This is a genomic window from Psychrobacter sp. AOP22-C1-C5, from assembly GCF_052378885.1.
Taxonomy (GTDB): Bacteria; Pseudomonadota; Gammaproteobacteria; order Pseudomonadales; family Moraxellaceae; genus Psychrobacter.
In genome coordinates this window covers 295,380-312,692 of record NZ_JBQSYC010000003.1, presented here as the reverse complement: position 1 = coordinate 312,692, position 17,313 = coordinate 295,380, and the positions used below count along the sequence as shown (strand labels likewise).

Here is a 17,313-nt window from a genome sequence, read left to right as displayed (position 1 = left end):
TGACATTCAAGTCGATTGACTCAATATCTATCGGCGTGTCACCGCAATATCAACCGTGGTTTTGATCTTCTCTGGTGGGTAGCACAATCCTGCCTTGGCACAGCCTTGCCAACCAATCACCACTGGGGCATTTTTTGCCGCTTTGCCATTATTGGTGGTCAGTATGGTAGTAGCTACCATGGTTTTTTGCGTAAACACAGGTACCTTGCCAAAGGTTGGATCATTGATAAAGACAGGCGACTCACTAAAAGTCAGAGGACTTGCGCTCACTCCTTTAGGGAAACTAAGCGTAAGCTGATTTTTATACACGTAATGACCAGGCTTGATATCAAAAGTAATCGATAAACGCGTGCCTTTTGCCGTCGCTTTGGTAAGAGTATTCACTTGAAAGGCTTTGTCGACTGGCAAAAACTTCGATTGCGTAGCATTGCTCTTGGCGAACAGTTCATTCAAATCTGCCGCTTGAGCACTGACAGAAACCATCGATAAGCCCGTTATTAGCGAAGCACTGATGATGGCAAATGTAAAAGGCTTTTTGGAAGCGTGTGCGTTTATAGCGACTGACTTTGATAATAGTGTTTTGATTAACATAAAAAATCACCTTTAATGACTGCTTGTAATGGCAGAGGGTTAGAGCTTAACGACACGACCAATCGTATTGGCATCGATATAAAACTTGCCCATCTAAGAATAGCCATGGCACATATTTCATTTACTGAAAAAAAATATCAACCAATAAATTATTATTGGTTGATAAGTTATGGTCATCAGAGGTTTTTAGCAGGCTATAATTTATAGCTTGGCATAAATATCAGCGTCTTGACCTTCGCCGCCCTGCTGTCCATCTGCACCCATCGAAAATAAATCATAAGGCCGACCTTCACTGCCTGGTGCCACATATTGCAGCTCATTTTCCCAACCATCTGTTGGATAACCACCTTTAATATAGCCACCATCAGGATAGTTTTTGGCTTCTGCAGGGGGCGTAGTAAGCGCTTCTAACCCTTGCGCCGTAGTTGGATAACGAGAGTTATCTACCTTATACATATCGAGTGCATTTGACACGGTAGCAAGCGCTGTTTCAGTGGTCTTGATGCGAGCTTTGTCGCTTTGGCCCACCACTTTTGGTACCACCAAACCGGCAAGAATGGCCAAAATTACAATGACCACCATAATTTCAATAAGGGTAAATCCTGATTGTTTAGAGCGGCTTACCGGACTGCGTTGCACAGAAACTGTCTTATCATTGCTCACATTATTTGCCCCAATTTTGGCAGAATGAATGCTGATTTTTGGCATCGTGTTTACTTGAGTTGTGTCAGTCATAGCATTTGTCATCACGGTTGTATGAATAGTAAAAGTGGCGTCCAATTCGCCTTCATTAGCATTGTCATAATGAGGACTGAAGCGATTATCACTATAAACCATGACTTTGGTTTTATCCAGCGCTGTCAGCAGATTGTTTGATAAGCGCCTACTATAGCGTGCTGACCGTCTTTGCCATAGTAAAAATATGCGCCAGTCAAAAATATACTACAGTAAGCAAATCTTAAGAAAGCTAATACAAGCTTTAGCAAGATAGAGGTAATAGATAGATAAGAGAATAAGAAAAATAAGCAATTAGGTAAAAAAACCCATTAAATAGAAAATACAACGGAGTAAAAAAAGCAGCTTAATGACCCATCAAACATGAGAGAGACAACGCCCTAACCTGCCAAATCATTCATATTGACAATCGGTAGCATGACTGCCATCACGATGATCATCACCACAACGCCCATCAGCACCAGCATCAATGGCTCAAGTAATGACAATAGCGTACTGATAAAGTTGGTGGCTTCCGCTTCTTGCATGTTTGCAGCACGGCTTAGCATGTTTTCAAGCTCCCCTGAATTCTCGCCACTCTTGATCATTTGTACCATCATCGGCGGGAAATAGGTCGATTTTTCGAGTTGGCTGGACAAGCTTGAGCCTTCCGTCACTCGATCAGCGGCAACAATAATAGTCTGCTTGATGTGTAAATTGGTCGTCACGGCAGCGCCAATATGCAACGCCTCAATCAGTGGCACGCCTGAACGTACCAATATCGCAAGCGTGCTAGCAAAGCGAGCGGCATTCAGTCCTTTAGACAATCGTGCCAATATCGGTAGCTTAAGCACAACACTATCGATGGCCAATTTGCCAGCTTGTGTCTGAGCAAAGCGATAAAGCAAAAACGCTGTTCCTGCTAATACCAATAGCATTAGCCACCACCACTGAGTGATAATATTTGACAAAGTAAGAACGATTTGGGTAATCAGCGGTAGTGCTTGCTCTGATTGCTCAAACACTTTGACAATTTTGGGCACCACAAAGCTCATCAAACCCATAATCACGCCGACTGCCATCACCATCAGGACAATGGGATACACCATCGCGCCTTGGATTTTCTTTTGTAAAGCAAAGCGGTTTTCTGTGTAATCAGCCAGCTGATTAAGAATTAAATCCAGATGTCCTGATTTTTCTCCTGCGGCGATCGTTGCGATATAAAGCGGCGGAAAGCTTGTGGCTTGTTGCATAGCACGCGCTAAGCTTAACCCTTCTAAGACATGCGAGCGCACCGCAAGCATCAAAGATTTAATATGGGTTTTCGGCGATTGTTTGGCGACAGCTGCCAAGGTTTCCTCAAGTGGGATACCAGCTGCAAGCAATACCGATAACTGCCGAGTCAGCAAAGCCAATTCATAAGCGGATGGTTTTTTATAGCGGCTTTTATGTTGACTTTGACGATCATTGACCGCACTGACTTCAACGGGCGTCCATTGCTTCTCACGCAATTGCTGACGGACTTGCCGCGCAGAATCACCTTCGAGTAAGCCTTTTTGGACACCGCCACGATCGTCGAGCGCCTTGAAATGATAAGCGGGCATAGCAGCAGATATCCTAAGGTGAGCAAAGATGGGCGGGGTTGAGTCCCTACTTTAAAAAAAGCATATATCTACAATCAAAAACCGTTAAAAAAGTGGCGTAGAGTCACTGCTGTCAGGCATTAAACCTTGTAATAATAAAACATCTAAATGCTGTTGTTGCAGCTTTTTATCAAAATCATTGACCTCGGCAATCAGCATTCTCTCGATACGCTTGTCACTAGCAAAAACACTGAGCCGCGCGCAAATGACTGCCAACTGATAAACACGTTTTTTACAATAACCATCCAAGCCCTGTAGCAACCTCACCATATGCGGAGTCTCTAGACTGGCATACTCATAACCCGTCACCACCTGCTGACCAAGTGCTGTGACGCCATAACTGATAGATAGGTGCGCGCAAAAATAACAACTGAACAAATACCCAATCACGTGACCAATATAATAGCCACGATCATAAGTAAAGCTACTCACACCAAAATGGCCAAGTACGTAGCTGTTGAGACTGCCCTGATCGCGAATTGGTTTGCCATGTTTCAACTTGCCGACAGTAGCAAAGCATAGCGGATTGCGTCCATCTTGAGTGGTGAGTTGCCAACCTGCGGGTTGCTGCGCTGGCATATGACGAACGATATCTGCAATGATGTCATCGACCACATGCAGCTGCTGCCAAAGACGTTCGAGCCCATCTGTATCCATCAGACCGCGCTTATCGAGCTGCTGTGCAAGTAGATATTGCTGATACTCTGCAAACTGGGATTTGAGTGTTTGTACCAAATAAGTGGGACGTGTGGCAGCAGAAGCCACGTACAGCAGACGTGTACGTTCGTGCTGATTTTGATAAAGCGCTACCCGCTGTTCAGCAATACTGTTTTCAGTCAAGGCAGCAGATGACGTAACAGACTCAGCATCTACTCTGCCTTCTTTAGCCGTTACCTCCTCAGTACTGGGCAACGTAAATAGAGCCAACAATGCTGCTTTACTCGGTGTTTCAGCCATATAATCTTCTTGCCTATCTTTCACAAAGCCTTGGTTGTCTTCGTTCTTAGCTTTGGTGATGTCACTCGTATTGCTTTGTTTTTTGGCAGACGCGGCAGAACCCAGTTGGTGATTGTCCTGTGCGTTTGGCTTTGCGGTCGGTTCAGTCATAACATACCATCAGCAGCAAAAATAAACATCCTCTAGGCCTTACTATATGACTAATCTATAGGAAAATATAGTGCACTAAAAAGCGCTGGCGACTAGACGACTCATCCCTCCATAGTACCTGAACACAAGCACATTGTCAGCTGTGCATGGTTAAAATACCCCTTGTCAAAATTACACAAAACGTTTCTATCGAAACGCCTTATTCTAATAACTTCAATAAAAAAAAGCGTTAAGAGCACAGTGGCAACCTTAACGCGTTTGTTAATGACGAGTACTTTCGGCAATTTTGAGCATTTCAATAACCATCAGCCTTTATGCTTATCTACATGAGGTTTTGCTTTTGGTATTGTTGGCGGTAGGCTTTCGGTGACACACCATAAACGCGTTTGAAAGCTTGACTAAAAGTGGAGTCTGAAGCATAACCGACCAGTTCACTAATGCGGCTGATACTGTTTTGTTGCAAGCGTAAATACCGCGCTGCCAAACGCAAGCGGTAATCAATAAGGTAAGTCAAAGGTGGCATACCAACCGTATCTTTAAAACGCTGCGCAAAACTAGAGCGTGACATTCCCGCCGTCTCAGCAAGCTTATGAAGAGTCCAATTTTGACTCGGTGCTTCATGCATCGCCACGAGCGCTTTGGTCAAAAATGGGTCCTTCACTGCTTTCAACCAATTCTCTGCGGCTTCAGGCAGGCTTTCAATATAAACGCGCAAGCATTCAATCATCATAATACCTGCCCAATGATTGATAACGGCGGTTTTACCCATACGCTCGCGCTCTGCCTCTAACATCAGCAGTTTGATCTCGACGTCAATGACCTCAAACCTACCATCAGACTCGTTGTTGATTTCAGGCAATATGGAAGGCAACATAGACAATAAAGGACGAACCATCTCTTTATCATATTTGCATTCAACCAATATCAAGGACGAATTGGCGTCGCCATTACCATTAATATCAAGCGTATTCTCTTTACACTGAGTAAGCAATTCATCCAGTGGTTCGGCATCATCACCATTGTGATTCAGCGCGTAGCTGACATGCTTGTACGTATTGGGAATCATAATGATATCGCCCGCGTATGCCTGTCGCAGACCATTACCAACATCAATACAAAAGCTACCAGACATCACCAAGTAAAATAAAAGAGTGTCTTTTCTGGTAATAGAGTAAGACCAATTCCCAGCACCATTCAAGCGATAATACTTGGTATCAAACAGATACACGTTTTGCAACAACACGCTTAATGCGTCCATCCATCACTTCCTCAATCATACAAGATCAGTAGCGGATCATTGCAAAAAAGCAAACACGCATCTACCACGACCTTAAACTCGCTTAATGTATTCGATATATTTTTTGAAATGACTTAAGAGTGTCAGTTTTATAGTTAATGGCTCATGACTAGTAAATAAAACAGATGATTCAATCAATCATAAACCATATTATGACGCATTACTTAACAGTCTATATTCCCCAGCTTATAGAGTTATTGAAGAATAATAAAGCAGGCAGGGCGATAGAGGGCTTTTAAAAAAGAGCCCATGATAAATACAAATAATGAAAAAGACCAGTAAACCTATATATAAATAGTGCCTAATAAGTTCACATTTATGAATATACTAGAACTAACACAACAGAATCAGAAAAAAAAGACACAAAAAAATGCCAAAATTGGCAAATGCTACTATTTATATAAGAAGGGTATAACAAGGTAGGAGTTAAGGATACTGCAGAATAAAATGGGGCGACTGATGGGACTCGAACCCACGACAACCGAGATCACAACCCGGGGCTCTACCAACTGAGCTACAACCGCCATAACTACTGCCAAGGATTGGCAAAACATGCAGGCTAAATGGTGCGCCTGGCAGGATTCGAACCTGCGGCCACCTCCTTAGAAGGGAGATGCTCTATCCAGCTGAGCTACAGGCGCTCTTAAAGGACTTTTACATACTAAAATCAGTTTTAAATGGATTCAAAACTAAATCATTATACATAAAAAAAAGCCTGTAAGGCTCTTAAAATAGATGGTCGGAGTGATAGGATTCGAACCTACGACCCTCTGGTCCCAAACCAGATGCGCTACCAAACTGCGCCACACTCCGAAATTCTCTATTATCACGATAGTTTTGTTGATTAACTTGTCGTTGGCAATGCCGCTAACTTGTTAATGTTCCTCGCTATCGAGGTGCACATATTAAGGGGTAAAGCCAATTGTGTCAACAACTATTTTCATTAATTTAAAATAATTTTGCACTTATTTCAAAAACGCGCATTGCTTATAAAAGCATTTGTGACAAAAATTCTTACCAACTCTGATATGTCATCGCCGATAGCGTGATTATACTACATTCAATGCGGGAAGCAAATTACTGTTTATCGTACCCGTCAAGACGTTAAACGGTATCAGCCATAACTGTGCGTGATTCGGTTCATCGTTAGCATTATTATTGTGGACTGCTTGTTTGAGTAAGACAGGCTGGCGCTCATCATCTTGGACAGGATAGACCAGCCATACCTGACCTGCTTGGTAGGCCTGCGCATAACTCGTCAACTGATAGGCGTCGCTCGCGCTAATGGCAGCGGCATGGGACAAATGCTTCCACTTAATATCGATCACATGGCTATAACTGCCTGAGGTTTTGACATCAGGCGTATCATCTATATCTTCCTGACCTTGCTGATGATTATCGTCCGTTGTCGTCTTATATATGAGTAAATCTGGGCGTATGGACAAGCATGCTTGCCCCTCTGTATCGCTGAGCCACACCCGCTGCGTTTGATAAAGGGGACAATACTGGCGACTCACTTGCGTAAATGTCGATGCAATACGTAGGCTTGCCCATTGCTCAAATGCCTGATTCATATCAACAAGCAAACATAAGCGCAATTGAGTGACAGGTTTTCTAATGCCGAGCTGTGGATCAAGGCTGTGACCCGTTCCCAGGTTTGACTGTTGTAACAACCAATAAGCCAAATCCAATAACTGCTGTGCGGCTTGTAACTGCTCCGCTCGCAGTGGTTGACTTGCTAACTGACGTTTGGCTCGGCCATAAATGGATGTCAGCTGTTGTCTTTCAAGATGCGTAAGCGTTGGCACTTGCTGCCATACTTGCAAAAAACTAGGGGAAATCGGACTAGAGACTGTAGAAAACAAAGGTCTCAGCAGAACCAGTGCGCTTTTAACCAACCGATTGCCCAGCATGTCGTGATTCAATACACTGCTTTCGCACATAAACTTATGGGGCTGCATGCTGTTATAGCGAAGCTGCTCTTTGATGAGCAAGCGCCCTTGTAGTGATGCTTGGTTACGCGTTTGTGCCTGATAGTGCTTGGATGGTTGATAATGAGCCAGTCGTTGCAAAAACTGCTCGATAAGCCACTCAGGCAATGGCAATACTGCTAGCGGTAACGGTGTGAGTTGATGGCTCAGTTGACCCAAGTTTTTTGTATTGGGTAGTTTACGATGCAGGCGATCACTACTGTTGGTCAAATCGGCTAGCATATCTTGTACCCATTGACGGATTTGTCTGATATCGCTGTTTTGAGTAGAAATATGCCGATGTTGATGCGGTAAGCGCGCATTCTCACCTTTAGCAATAAGCTTTGGCAATACTTCAAGCGTCATGCCACTAGGCAATAAAATAACGCCTATGTAATGTCCAACCTTTAACTGCCAAACTCCGTGCTTACGCTTGATCGTAAATACCGAAAACTCTTGTGCCATCAACCAATGAAAATCAGAGACGGACACAAAGTCACGCGCCGTTAGACGTTGATGCTCAAATACAGTGATGACATTGACATCAGACGCATTGATAGCATTGTGATTTGCTCGCCTAAAGGTTCTGTCAAAGGGATTGCTCTGCGGCTGACTGCTATTGATCACTGCTTGGCATCCTTATTGATACAACCGCTGATAGACAAAAGATTTGGCAAACTTGCCTGTCTTGTTAATCAGATCAATATTTATTCGATAGCTCGTTGCACTCATAGACTGACTGAGAAGTGAATGATGCCCTGAAAAAAGGGGATTTCTTACAGCATCATGGTTGTAGCTCTCCATTTGTCCATTCAAACCGCTTGACCCATCTGCTACCAGCGTTTGACCGTCTTGAATAAATTGAGCATCGAGCGGCTGCTGCTCGTCTTTAAAAATATACTGCAAAACGGCAACTTGACCGCCTGCTGCTTGCGCCAATTGCGGAATGATTTGTTCAATCAATGCCGATTGTAATTGCTCAAGATCATTGACGGACCATAAAAATGCATGGCCCAATTGCACATCTGCCCCTAGCGCTTGCGTAATACGATGATTTAGCCCCATCAGTAGTTTAGCCAAATCTAGCGTTTCTGCCGCATTACCGGCTTCTAAATCTTTGCTAAGACTAATAACAGGTAATAACTCAGGCTGCGGCGGGCAATCAACAAAGCGAAAGCGGCGACGCAGTGCCATATCCAGCGGGGCTAGAGAATGGTCTTGGGTATTCATGGTGGCATAAATATCGACATTGGCAGGCATACTAAAAGGCCGTCCAGAGTAAGCCAAGTTCACTGTCATCGCGTTTGCCATACCCGCGCGTTTGTCTGGCTCAATCAAGCTTAGCAACTCGCCAAATACACGCGAGACATTGGCGCGATTGATCTCATCAATCAATATCGCATAACGCTGCTTGGGGTCATTGGCTGCGCGCTGACAGAGTTTTAAAAATGCGCCCTCTTGAATAGCATAGCTCATCTGAGACGAACGATTATTTACATGGCTATTGTTTTCTTGTGCATGGCTGGCGTGAGCTGTGGGTGCCATAACCGGGCGAATACCTTCAACAAACTCTTCATAACCATAGGCTTGATGAAAGCTGACCATACTAAAACGTTGCTGGCTAAAGCGCTGGTTTTGGCTCGTATGATGCTCACGCTGCGCCTGCTGAAACTCTGCTAATTGCTGCGATAAGTCATTTAACAACATGATGCTCTCAGACAACAAATACCATGCCCCACTGTCGTCTTTATCAAAATACGCTTGGCTGGCTCGATTCTTCGATACAACTGTTTTAGAATGGGTAGGACTGTGGGTTTGTAGCACAGACCACACTGTATTGTTCAAATTGTTCTCACGCGCGTTTTGCGCCGCTTTTGCGACAAAAAAATCATGATTGACAATTTCAGGTACTTTTACTAAGTCTTGCTTGTTAGATTGAAAATCTAGAAATATCAGACAGATAACTTCGCGCCAGCTCAATGATTGCACCAGCTGGTTGAGCAAATCCTCATGATTCGCTTTTGGCAGATACTCTGTATAGTCTTGAGCAATTTTTAGCAATCGATAGGTTTTACCCGTACCAGCGACGCCTGTATAGATGATATTGATTGGCTTTTGATGAGACATATCAGGCATGGCATTATCCAGCAGTAAACAATCGCGCGAGAAATACATACAACACGCTAAAAACTGACTATTATAACGTGGCTCACCGCCTAGCATCCAGCGATGTATAGTTTAACGATGACCCGTCTAGTAGATACGGCCCAGCAATGCGTTGTGTGGTATATATAGTCCACTATAAAATAAGCGCAACACTACTGGCATAAATTTTGTGCAGCCTCACGTCTTTTCTTATTTTATCTAGGACGGACTATATATATTCAGGCTTCACCGACTGGCTTTATTTAATCAGCTATTGTGGTTATTCGACAAAACAGTATGTTTCAGTGAGCTAGATAAGTCACGTAATTATGTGACTGTTGTTTCATGAGCGTAGCAGTTCATGCTAATAATAGTAGGGACATATCAGTTAATGTACCATAGCTAAAATAGCTGCTAGGATAAAGCTTGTGAGATTAAGCCTACGTGATATAAGTTTTAGTAGGTTCTTATCTTTAATAAATGCGACTTTTTAATAAGTGCGGCTATTTTTCACAACCTCGTTACCGAAACGGTCTTTAAAACTGTCACTAAAACGTTAAAACCACGCCACATTAAGGAATTTTGTATGTCAGGATTACTCAAAAAACTGCCCAGCAAGCTGACCAATAAACTGCCAGCCAAAGTCTCCGACAACACAAGATTGCCAGTCGAAAAACCAAGTACTACCCTAAAGCCCATCAGCAACCAATTCACCAAGCTGTTATCTGTCACTAAGTATTTACCTGCCGGTGCGCGCTCAAGCATCTTATCTAAAGCATTTGGTAAAGTAGTGCCATACGTGGGTACGACAGGCATTTATTATGAAACAGTCGAACCCAATCAAGTGGTGGTCAGCTTAAACAACAGCAAAACGGTACAAAATCACATCGGCTCTATTCACGCCGTTGCCATTACCTTGCTTGCTGAGACTGCGACAGGCTTTATCTTGGGTCTAAATTTGCCCTCTGACCGTGTGCTACTGATTAAATCTTATTCGGTTAATTTTTATCGTCCGATTAAAAAAGGCCAAATAGCCGCCATCGCAAGCTTATCTGATGAGCAGCGCTTAGACATTTTAAACACCCCAAAAGGTGAGATGGTGATTCCGTGCGTCATTCATGATCGTGAATCTGATAGTGAACGTGATCCTATCGTGGTTGAGATGACATGGGCATGGATACCCAAAGCTGAATTAGAAGCACGTCGTCAAGGCAAAACAGACGGTAAGTCTACTGACGTTGAAACCGCTCCTAAAGTTGAGGACAAAGCTGAAGCTCAAACCAATAACGTTCAATAACAAAATGACGAGCGAAGCTGAGCAAACCGTTTAACCCACAAATTCCGCTGCAAACCAGTAGCGGATTTAGCATAATTAAAAAATACTGTGTTACTTACTTTATCGCATGTTTCAGCGAGCGAAACCCAAAGAACTTATAACAAAGGAACAGTGATGTCCAAAACAACAAAGACCTTTACTATCAAACTGTCTCAGACATTACTGGTCAGTGTTTGCGCAATAGGCTTTACGATTGGTGCCAATGCGGCGCCAGCAGTAGGAACCAACGCTAACACTATTGCTAAGTCCAGCCCTGTATTTCTTGGTAACGGCGGCGACTATCCTTTTTCAGAAGCAGTGCGTATCGGTAACACTTTGTACCTATCTGGTCAAATTGGCTTTAAAGAAGGCAAATTGGTGAAAGGCGGTATTAAAACCGAAACCAAGCAAACCCTAGATAACATCAATGCTACCTTATTAAAATACGGCTATCAAAAGTCAGATGTCGTTAAATGTATGGCCATGCTCACTGACATGGATGATTTTGATGACTTTAACAAAGTCTATCAAGCTGAGATGGCAAAGCCCTACCCTGCACGTTCGGCGTTTAGTGTATCAGAGTTGGCTGCTGGTGCCAGCGTTGAAGTTGAATGTATCGCAGCAAAATAATTACAACTACAAATATGAACCAAGATGGTTTATGTGACTAAATGCTTACCTCGTTAACTACTTATCTCGCTAATCACTGATTTAAGAGTTTATTCAGTTTAAAAGTACAATCGTGCTGGGATAAATTTCTCGAAGGCTCTGTCTGTAATGGCACAGCAAACGAGGAAAATTCATCCCAGCCGAACGCTTTTTTTCGTAACTCTTTTATTGGGAACTGACATCTCACTCATATTCAAATGCGCATGCAATAAGCGCTTGAACAAACAGATAGGTCTGCGGTTAGCCAATAATCGCATCATCCGTAAGGGCGCTCTCTTTAGTCACTCGTAGCACCTCCTCTAATGTCGTCCGCCCTTCTATGACTTTACGCAAACCGTCTGCCCGAATCGATGGCGTCTGCTGACGCGCGTATTCTTCTAGCTCGTACTCGGCAGTATTGCTATGAATCATACGACGTAAAGTATCATCAATGGGCACCACTTCATAGATCGCAGTCCGTCCCTTAAAACCTGATTGATTACATTTATCGCAGCCAACGGCTTTGGGTAAATTAATAGGCTTGCCTGTCACAGTCTCAGAACCCAATCCAATGCCAATCTCAGTAAACAATTTGGCTTGCTCACGATCAGCTGTTTGCCAGCCATGACAGTGAGAGCAAAGGGTTCGAACCAAACGCTGGGCAACGACGCCAATAAGCGATGACGATAATAAAAACGGCTCAACACCCATGTCTTGCAAACGTGTCACCGCCCCAATCGCGGTATTGGTGTGCAACGTTGATAGCACCAAATGCCCTGTCAAAGATGCTTGTACAGCGATTTCGGCCGTCTCTAAATCACGGATCTCACCCACCATCACGACGTCTGGATCTTGACGCAGCATTGCGCGCAAGCTTTTGGCAAAGGTCATATCTACCTTGTTATTGACCTGCGTTTGTCCAATACCATCGAGCTGAAACTCAATCGGATCTTCAGCCGTCAAAATATTGCGAGTTTGATCGTTCAAGTCAGTCAATGCCGAATACAGTGTGGTGGTCTTACCCGAACCTGTCGGCCCCGTCACCAAAATGATGCCGTGTGGACGATGAATCAAGCGCTTCAGCTCACTGTAGTCATTATCAGACAGCCCTAAGTAGGTCATGTTCAATCGACCCGCTTGCTTGTCCAATAAGCGCATCACGACACGCTCACCAAAGCTCGAAGGCAATGTTGATACCCGCACATCGACCTCGCGTCCCGCCAGCCTTAAGCTGATACGCCCATCTTGCGGTACGCGTTTTTCGGCGATATCCAGTTTGGCCATAACCTTAATACGTGATACCAGCAGCGGCGCCAATTGGCGCTTTGGCGTGATGATTTCCTTTAGTTCACCATCGACGCGAAAGCGGACGACCAAGCGTTTTTCAAAGGTTTCAATATGAATGTCTGAGGCGCTTAACCGTATCGCTTCGGACAACAGCGCATTAATCAGACGAATAATGGGCGCGTCGTCTTGCTGATCCATCAAGTCTTCTGTCTCAGGGACGCTATCTGCCAAACTGTCGAGGTCGGGATGGTCTTCAAGGCCGGCGGCGATATGCTGCGACTCACCCGTATTACCAGCGTAAGCCGCATTCATACGTTTTTCAAAGTCGTCTGAACTGATGCTTTCATAAGTCGGCACAGCACGTACGCCTTGCTGTTGTAAAAAGCGGACTGCCTCATTAATCGCTGATAACGGCGTGGCCTTGGTCAATACCAAAGTTGGCGGTAGCTCAGGATCAATCGCAAGTATGACCAAAATCTGATGGCGTTTCGCAAAACTGTACGGCAGTTGCAGCATAAAGGCGGCCTGATAGTTAAAAATAGTGTCGAGTAAACCATACCAAAGCATTGTAAATACGTGGCGCTTGGCTTGCTAAACCAAAAAGATTGCAAGTAAGATTGCATGAGTTTGTTATAATAGCATTTTGTTTTAAACACGTATTATTTTATGTGATTGGCGTTTTACACTTATCTCATTTAACATGTTTTTATCGTATATATAGTAAGCCTATCAGGCGATTTTTTATTTTGCTAACAGTGCGTTATTATTAGCTACTTCACGCGTTTTTTACAGCGATTAGATGGTTTATTATATTTTGTCTTTCACCTTGCTCGCTCGCTATTAGGATTGTCCGTTATGTCAGAGAACATTAGCACCCCTACCAACCCAGCCCCGCTTTTACAAGAGACTTTTACTGTCGGTAGTCGCACCTTTTCCTCTCGGCTGTTAGTGGGGACAGGCAAGTATAAAGACATGACTGAAACAGGCAACGCCATCGCTGCCTCAGAAGCAGAGATTGTCACTGTCGCCATTCGTCGCACCAATATTGGACAAAACAGTAATGAGCCCAATTTGCTTGATGTGATTTCTCCTGACAAATACACCATACTACCCAACACAGCTGGCTGTTTTGATGCAGACTCTGCGATTCGTACCTGTAAGCTTGCGCGTGAGCTGCTGGGCGGCCACAATTTGGTCAAGCTTGAAGTATTGGGCGATGAAAAAACTCTGTACCCCAATGTGACTGAAACGCTAAAAGCGGCCAAAGTCTTGATAGACGATGGCTTTGAAGTCATGGTTTATACTTCAGACGACCCTATCGTCGCGCAAGAGTTGGAGAGCATGGGCTGCGTGGCAATTATGCCGCTTGGCAGCTTGATCGGTTCAGGTTTGGGTCTGCTCAATCGTCATACGCTCAGCTTAATCATTGAAAACGCCAAAGTCCCTGTATTGGTTGACGCAGGCGTTGGTACGGCCTCTGATGCCGCGATTGCGATGGAGCTTGGTTGTGATGGTGTTTTGATGAATTCAGCGATTGCTCATGCGCAAAACCCAGTGATGATGGCGCACGCTATGAAGCATGCCGTTTGGGCAGGTCGCGCGGCATTTTTGGCAGGTCGTATGCCCATGCGCAAGATGGCAACGGCCAGCTCGCCGCAGACAGGCTACTTTTTTCAGTAGATGTCAGAGACAGCTAATAAAAAGCCCGTTATAAAATAATAATAAAAAAAGATGCCACATTTTGTTATATCAAAAGGCTCTTTTTGGTAACCGTTTGATGGTTGTTTAACGACTGTCTATTAGTGTCAGTCTCTTATTCAACTTATCATCATAAAAGGATTTATTATGCGACTTCTCACAGTAGTCGACCAGTTGTTCTTACTTCTTGAGTCGCGTAAGCAGCCCATGCATGTGGGAGGTTTGTTTTTATTTGAATTACCAGAAGATGCAGACAGCGATTTTGTCTATCAGTTGGTCAAGCAAATGCAAGACTCTGATGTGCCGCCAAGCTTTCCTTTTAATCAGGTTTTAGAGCATTTGATATTTTGGAAAAAAGACAAAAACTTTGATGTTGAACACCATTTTCATCATGTGGCGCTACCAAATCCTGCTCGTATTCGCGAGCTATTGATGTACGTTTCAAGAGAGCATGGGCGTCTGTTAGATCGCGCTATGCCTCTATGGGAGTGCCATATCATCGAAGGCATTCAACCAGAAACAGAACACAGTCCTGAGCGTTTTGCTTTATATTTTAAAATCCATCACTCTTTGGTTGATGGCATTGCTGCTATGCGGTTGGTGCAAAAATCTTTATCACAGTCACCAAGTGAGCCGGTCACGCTGCCAGTATGGTCATTGATGACGCGTCATCGCAACCAAGTCAATGCAATGTTGCCTGCCCAAAAGTCAGTGAGGCGCATCATCAAAGAGCAGATTTCCACCATCAAACCTGTGTTTTCAGAACTGCTAGACAATTTTAAAAACTCTGGTGATGAGGGTTATGTCGGTACATTTGATGCGCCAATGAGTATTTTGAATACGCGGATTTCGGCTTCACGGCGGATAGCCGCCCAGTCTTATGACATACAGCGCTTCAATAATATTGCAGAGAGACTCAAAATCAGCAAAAACGATGTTGTACTAGCCGTTTGTGCAGGCGCTATTCGTCAATATTTGATAGCGATGGATGCCCTACCAAGCAAGCCTTTAATTGCCTTTGTACCAATGTCGTTACGCACCGATAATAGTATCGCTGGCAATCAGCTGTCCTTTGTACTGGCCAATCTAGGCACACATTTGGACAATCCTTTGCGCAGAATTGAGCTGATTCACCGTAGTATGAATAACGGCAAACGTCGATTCCGCCGGATGAATCAAGCACAAGTCATCAATTACAGCGTCATCGCCTATGCGTGGCAAGGTATCAATCTGGCAACAAGCTTATTCCCTAAAAAGCAGGCCTTTAACCTTATCATCTCCAACGTTCCTGGCTCTGAAAAGGCCTTATATTGGAATGGTGCGCGTCTGCAATCCTTATACCCCGCCTCTATCGTGTTCAATGGTCAAGCCATGAACATAACCTTGGCCAGTTATTTGGACAAGATTGAATTTTGTATTACTGCCTGTAGTAAAGGACTGCCACACGTACAAGACATGCTAGCGCTCATAGAAAAAGAGCTCACGCAGTTAGAAACCATGAGTAAAGAGCTTGAGCTTAAAGGAATAACAGTCAAAGATAAAAACGCTCATCCAACAAAAAAGCTGGCTCCGTAATGGAACCAGCTTTTTCTATTAACATTACTTTTCAATAACAGCGTTTTTAGACACGAGTGCTTGTTAAACATGATCGCTTATGTCGACTCACTTTAAAAGCGTCACAGTGTGACTGAAATAAATGTTTCGCCACTTCTGTCTTAGCAGCATACGAGGAAACTTTATACCAGTCACACGCGACTATCAACTTTCTCTCAAACTGCTTATAGCGCATCGCCCCACGCAGGCACGACCGTTTGCATCAATGGCTTTAACAGTTTGACGTTACAAGCAAAGATAGAGCCTGAGGTCATAGAGTTGTGTGCGCCAGTATGATCGACAACCACACCGCGGGCTTCTGTCACGATAAGCTCGCCCGCTGCGATATCCCAAGGCTTGATAGACATCTCAAAATAGCCATCAAAACGACCTGCCGCCACGTAGCATAAATCCAGTGCTGCTGAACCCAAACGGCGTACTTGACCGCCTGCTTCAGAGACTTTTTGTAAGCTTTCAAAATGCTCTTTGGCATAAGAAATGATTTCGCCATTGCGCTTACGTTCAAGTGGATGGCCTGTGGTAAATAAACCACCGTCAATCGTTTTGCGTTCGCTCACATTGATACGGCGCTGGTTTAGACGCGCGCCTTTGCCGCGACTGGCAGAGAACATTTCATCACGGACTGGGTCATAGATAACGCCGTGTTGTGTGACGCCTTTATGCTGTACAGCGATAGACACACAGAACTGCGGTACACCATGCACGAAGTTTTTGGTGCCATCTAGCGGATCGATAATCCAGCACCAATCAGCGTCTTCGCCGCGACCTTCTTGCATACCAAACTCTTCACCCAAGAATGAATGGTTCGGATAGCTGGCTTTTAGTGTCTCAATGGTCAGCTCTTCACTAAAACGATCGATACGTGTGACCAAGCCATCAAGCCCTTTAGATTCAATATCTAGCTCAATTTTGTGGCGATTTTGATGCGCATATAAAATCTCTTTACCAACTTTTTCAGCAGTACGCGCTGCGATGACGACCATGGGTTCCATAAATAACCTATTTGCTTGATGAATGAATAAAAATAATAAGACCAAATCTGTGCCCACAACATGCCAATTAGCCGCCGCATCACACCACATCTATGCGATTTAAAAACGTACCTTTTTAAAATATGCTTTTTTAAACAAACTTTTAAAAACGACAATCGCATTATACTAAAATTGTTCGATAAAAACGAAAAAACCATTACGTACGCCAAACCAATCGTTATTTTGTTTTGGTAGTCATCGCAATGCGCAAGTTGTAAAAAAGTTATCACCTACGGCTAGCAGGTGTTCGTTC

The 17,313-nt window shown here is 44.0% G+C and carries 13 protein-coding genes and 3 tRNA genes; 4 read left to right on the top strand and 12 right to left on the bottom strand.

What is annotated here, in order from left to right; all coding sequences use genetic code 11:
- Positions 1-27 precede the first annotated feature (27 nt).
- From ACT3TH_RS06135 to ACT3TH_RS06090, 10 genes are all read right to left on the bottom strand, one after another.
- A complete protein-coding gene (locus ACT3TH_RS06135; RefSeq protein WP_444754961.1) occupies positions 28-591 on the bottom strand; it encodes a protein-disulfide reductase DsbD domain-containing protein in 564 nt (187 codons plus the stop codon).
- 201 nt (positions 592-792) lie between these two features.
- Positions 793-1,326, bottom strand: a complete 534-nt coding sequence (gene gspG / locus ACT3TH_RS06130; protein WP_444755119.1) for a type II secretion system major pseudopilin GspG — start codon at positions 1,324-1,326, stop codon at positions 793-795.
- Positions 1,327-1,706: 380 nt separating this feature from the next.
- Positions 1,707-2,909 carry a type II secretion system inner membrane protein GspF gene (gene gspF / locus ACT3TH_RS06125; protein ID WP_444754960.1) on the bottom strand — a complete coding sequence of 401 codons (1,203 nt, stop codon included), beginning with the start codon at positions 2,907-2,909 and terminating at the stop codon, positions 1,707-1,709.
- An 84-nt stretch (positions 2,910-2,993) separates the two neighbouring features.
- Positions 2,994-4,055, bottom strand: a complete 1,062-nt coding sequence (locus tag ACT3TH_RS06120; RefSeq protein ID WP_444754959.1) for a hypothetical protein — start codon at positions 4,053-4,055, stop codon at positions 2,994-2,996.
- Positions 4,056-4,377: 322 nt separating this feature from the next.
- Entirely contained in the window at positions 4,378-5,313 is a 936-nt protein-coding gene (locus tag ACT3TH_RS06115; protein WP_444754958.1) for an AraC family transcriptional regulator, read from the bottom strand.
- A 487-nt stretch (positions 5,314-5,800) separates the two neighbouring features.
- Positions 5,801-5,876 (bottom strand) — tRNA-His (locus ACT3TH_RS06110).
- Positions 5,877-5,916: 40 nt separating this feature from the next.
- Positions 5,917-5,993 (bottom strand) — tRNA-Arg (locus ACT3TH_RS06105).
- Positions 5,994-6,088: 95 nt separating this feature from the next.
- A tRNA-Pro gene (locus tag ACT3TH_RS06100) sits at positions 6,089-6,165 on the bottom strand.
- Positions 6,166-6,401: 236 nt separating this feature from the next.
- Complete coding sequence (locus tag ACT3TH_RS06095) at positions 6,402-7,949, bottom strand: McrC family protein (protein WP_444754957.1); 1,548 nt, start codon at positions 7,947-7,949, stop codon at positions 6,402-6,404.
- 12 nt (positions 7,950-7,961) lie between these two features.
- Positions 7,962-9,458, bottom strand: coding sequence for an McrB family protein (locus ACT3TH_RS06090; RefSeq protein ID WP_444754956.1), 1,497 nt, complete (start codon positions 9,456-9,458; stop codon positions 7,962-7,964).
- Positions 9,459-10,053: 595 nt separating this feature from the next.
- On the opposite strand from ACT3TH_RS06090, the gene ACT3TH_RS06085 reads away from it, so the two are divergent.
- Together ACT3TH_RS06085 and ACT3TH_RS06080 are read left to right on the top strand one after the other, a co-directional pair.
- Positions 10,054-10,764, top strand: coding sequence for a DUF4442 domain-containing protein (locus ACT3TH_RS06085; protein ID WP_444754955.1), 711 nt, complete (start codon positions 10,054-10,056; stop codon positions 10,762-10,764).
- A gap of 153 nt (positions 10,765-10,917) precedes the next feature.
- Positions 10,918-11,412: a RidA family protein gene (locus tag ACT3TH_RS06080; RefSeq protein WP_444754954.1), complete on the top strand. Its 495-nt coding sequence runs from the start codon at positions 10,918-10,920 to the stop codon at positions 11,410-11,412.
- A gap of 279 nt (positions 11,413-11,691) precedes the next feature.
- On the opposite strand, the gene gspE is transcribed toward ACT3TH_RS06080, so the two are convergent.
- Positions 11,692-13,233 carry a type II secretion system ATPase GspE gene (gene gspE / locus ACT3TH_RS06075; RefSeq protein ID WP_444754953.1) on the bottom strand — a complete coding sequence of 514 codons (1,542 nt, stop codon included), beginning with the start codon at positions 13,231-13,233 and terminating at the stop codon, positions 11,692-11,694.
- Between the two features lie 339 nt (positions 13,234-13,572).
- On the opposite strand from gspE, the gene ACT3TH_RS06070 reads away from it, so the two are divergent.
- Positions 13,573-14,397 carry a thiazole synthase gene (locus ACT3TH_RS06070; RefSeq protein ID WP_444754952.1) on the top strand — a complete coding sequence of 275 codons (825 nt, stop codon included), beginning with the start codon at positions 13,573-13,575 and terminating at the stop codon, positions 14,395-14,397.
- A 165-nt stretch (positions 14,398-14,562) separates the two neighbouring features.
- Positions 14,563-15,990, top strand: coding sequence for a WS/DGAT/MGAT family O-acyltransferase (locus ACT3TH_RS06065; RefSeq protein WP_444754951.1), 1,428 nt, complete (start codon positions 14,563-14,565; stop codon positions 15,988-15,990).
- A gap of 203 nt (positions 15,991-16,193) precedes the next feature.
- Here the strand turns inward: ACT3TH_RS06065 and ACT3TH_RS06060 are convergent, their stop codons facing one another.
- Positions 16,194-17,021 (bottom strand): inositol monophosphatase family protein, encoded by an 828-nt coding sequence (locus tag ACT3TH_RS06060; protein WP_444754950.1) that lies wholly within the window; start codon positions 17,019-17,021, stop codon positions 16,194-16,196.
- Between the last annotated feature and the right edge of the window lie 292 nt (positions 17,022-17,313).

Coding starts and splice junctions, on each gene's coding strand:
- ACT3TH_RS06115 (WP_444754958.1), bottom strand. CDS start 5,313: ATGGACGCATTAAGCGTGTTGTTGCAAAACGTGTATCTGTTTGATACC.
- gspG (WP_444755119.1), bottom strand. CDS start 1,326: ATGACTGACACAACTCAAGTAAACACGATGCCAAAAATCAGCATTCAT.
- ACT3TH_RS06120 (WP_444754959.1), bottom strand. CDS start 4,055: ATGACTGAACCGACCGCAAAGCCAAACGCACAGGACAATCACCAACTG.
- ACT3TH_RS06085 (WP_444754955.1), top strand. CDS start 10,054: ATGTCAGGATTACTCAAAAAACTGCCCAGCAAGCTGACCAATAAACTG.
- ACT3TH_RS06090 (WP_444754956.1), bottom strand. CDS start 9,458: ATGCCTGATATGTCTCATCAAAAGCCAATCAATATCATCTATACAGGC.
- ACT3TH_RS06080 (WP_444754954.1), top strand. CDS start 10,918: ATGTCCAAAACAACAAAGACCTTTACTATCAAACTGTCTCAGACATTA.
- ACT3TH_RS06135 (WP_444754961.1), bottom strand. CDS start 591: ATGTTAATCAAAACACTATTATCAAAGTCAGTCGCTATAAACGCACAC.
- gspF (WP_444754960.1), bottom strand. CDS start 2,909: ATGCCCGCTTATCATTTCAAGGCGCTCGACGATCGTGGCGGTGTCCAA.
- ACT3TH_RS06065 (WP_444754951.1), top strand. CDS start 14,563: ATGCGACTTCTCACAGTAGTCGACCAGTTGTTCTTACTTCTTGAGTCG.
- ACT3TH_RS06060 (WP_444754950.1), bottom strand. CDS start 17,021: ATGGAACCCATGGTCGTCATCGCAGCGCGTACTGCTGAAAAAGTTGGT.
- gspE (WP_444754953.1), bottom strand. CDS start 13,233: ATGCTGCAACTGCCGTACAGTTTTGCGAAACGCCATCAGATTTTGGTC.
- ACT3TH_RS06070 (WP_444754952.1), top strand. CDS start 13,573: ATGTCAGAGAACATTAGCACCCCTACCAACCCAGCCCCGCTTTTACAA.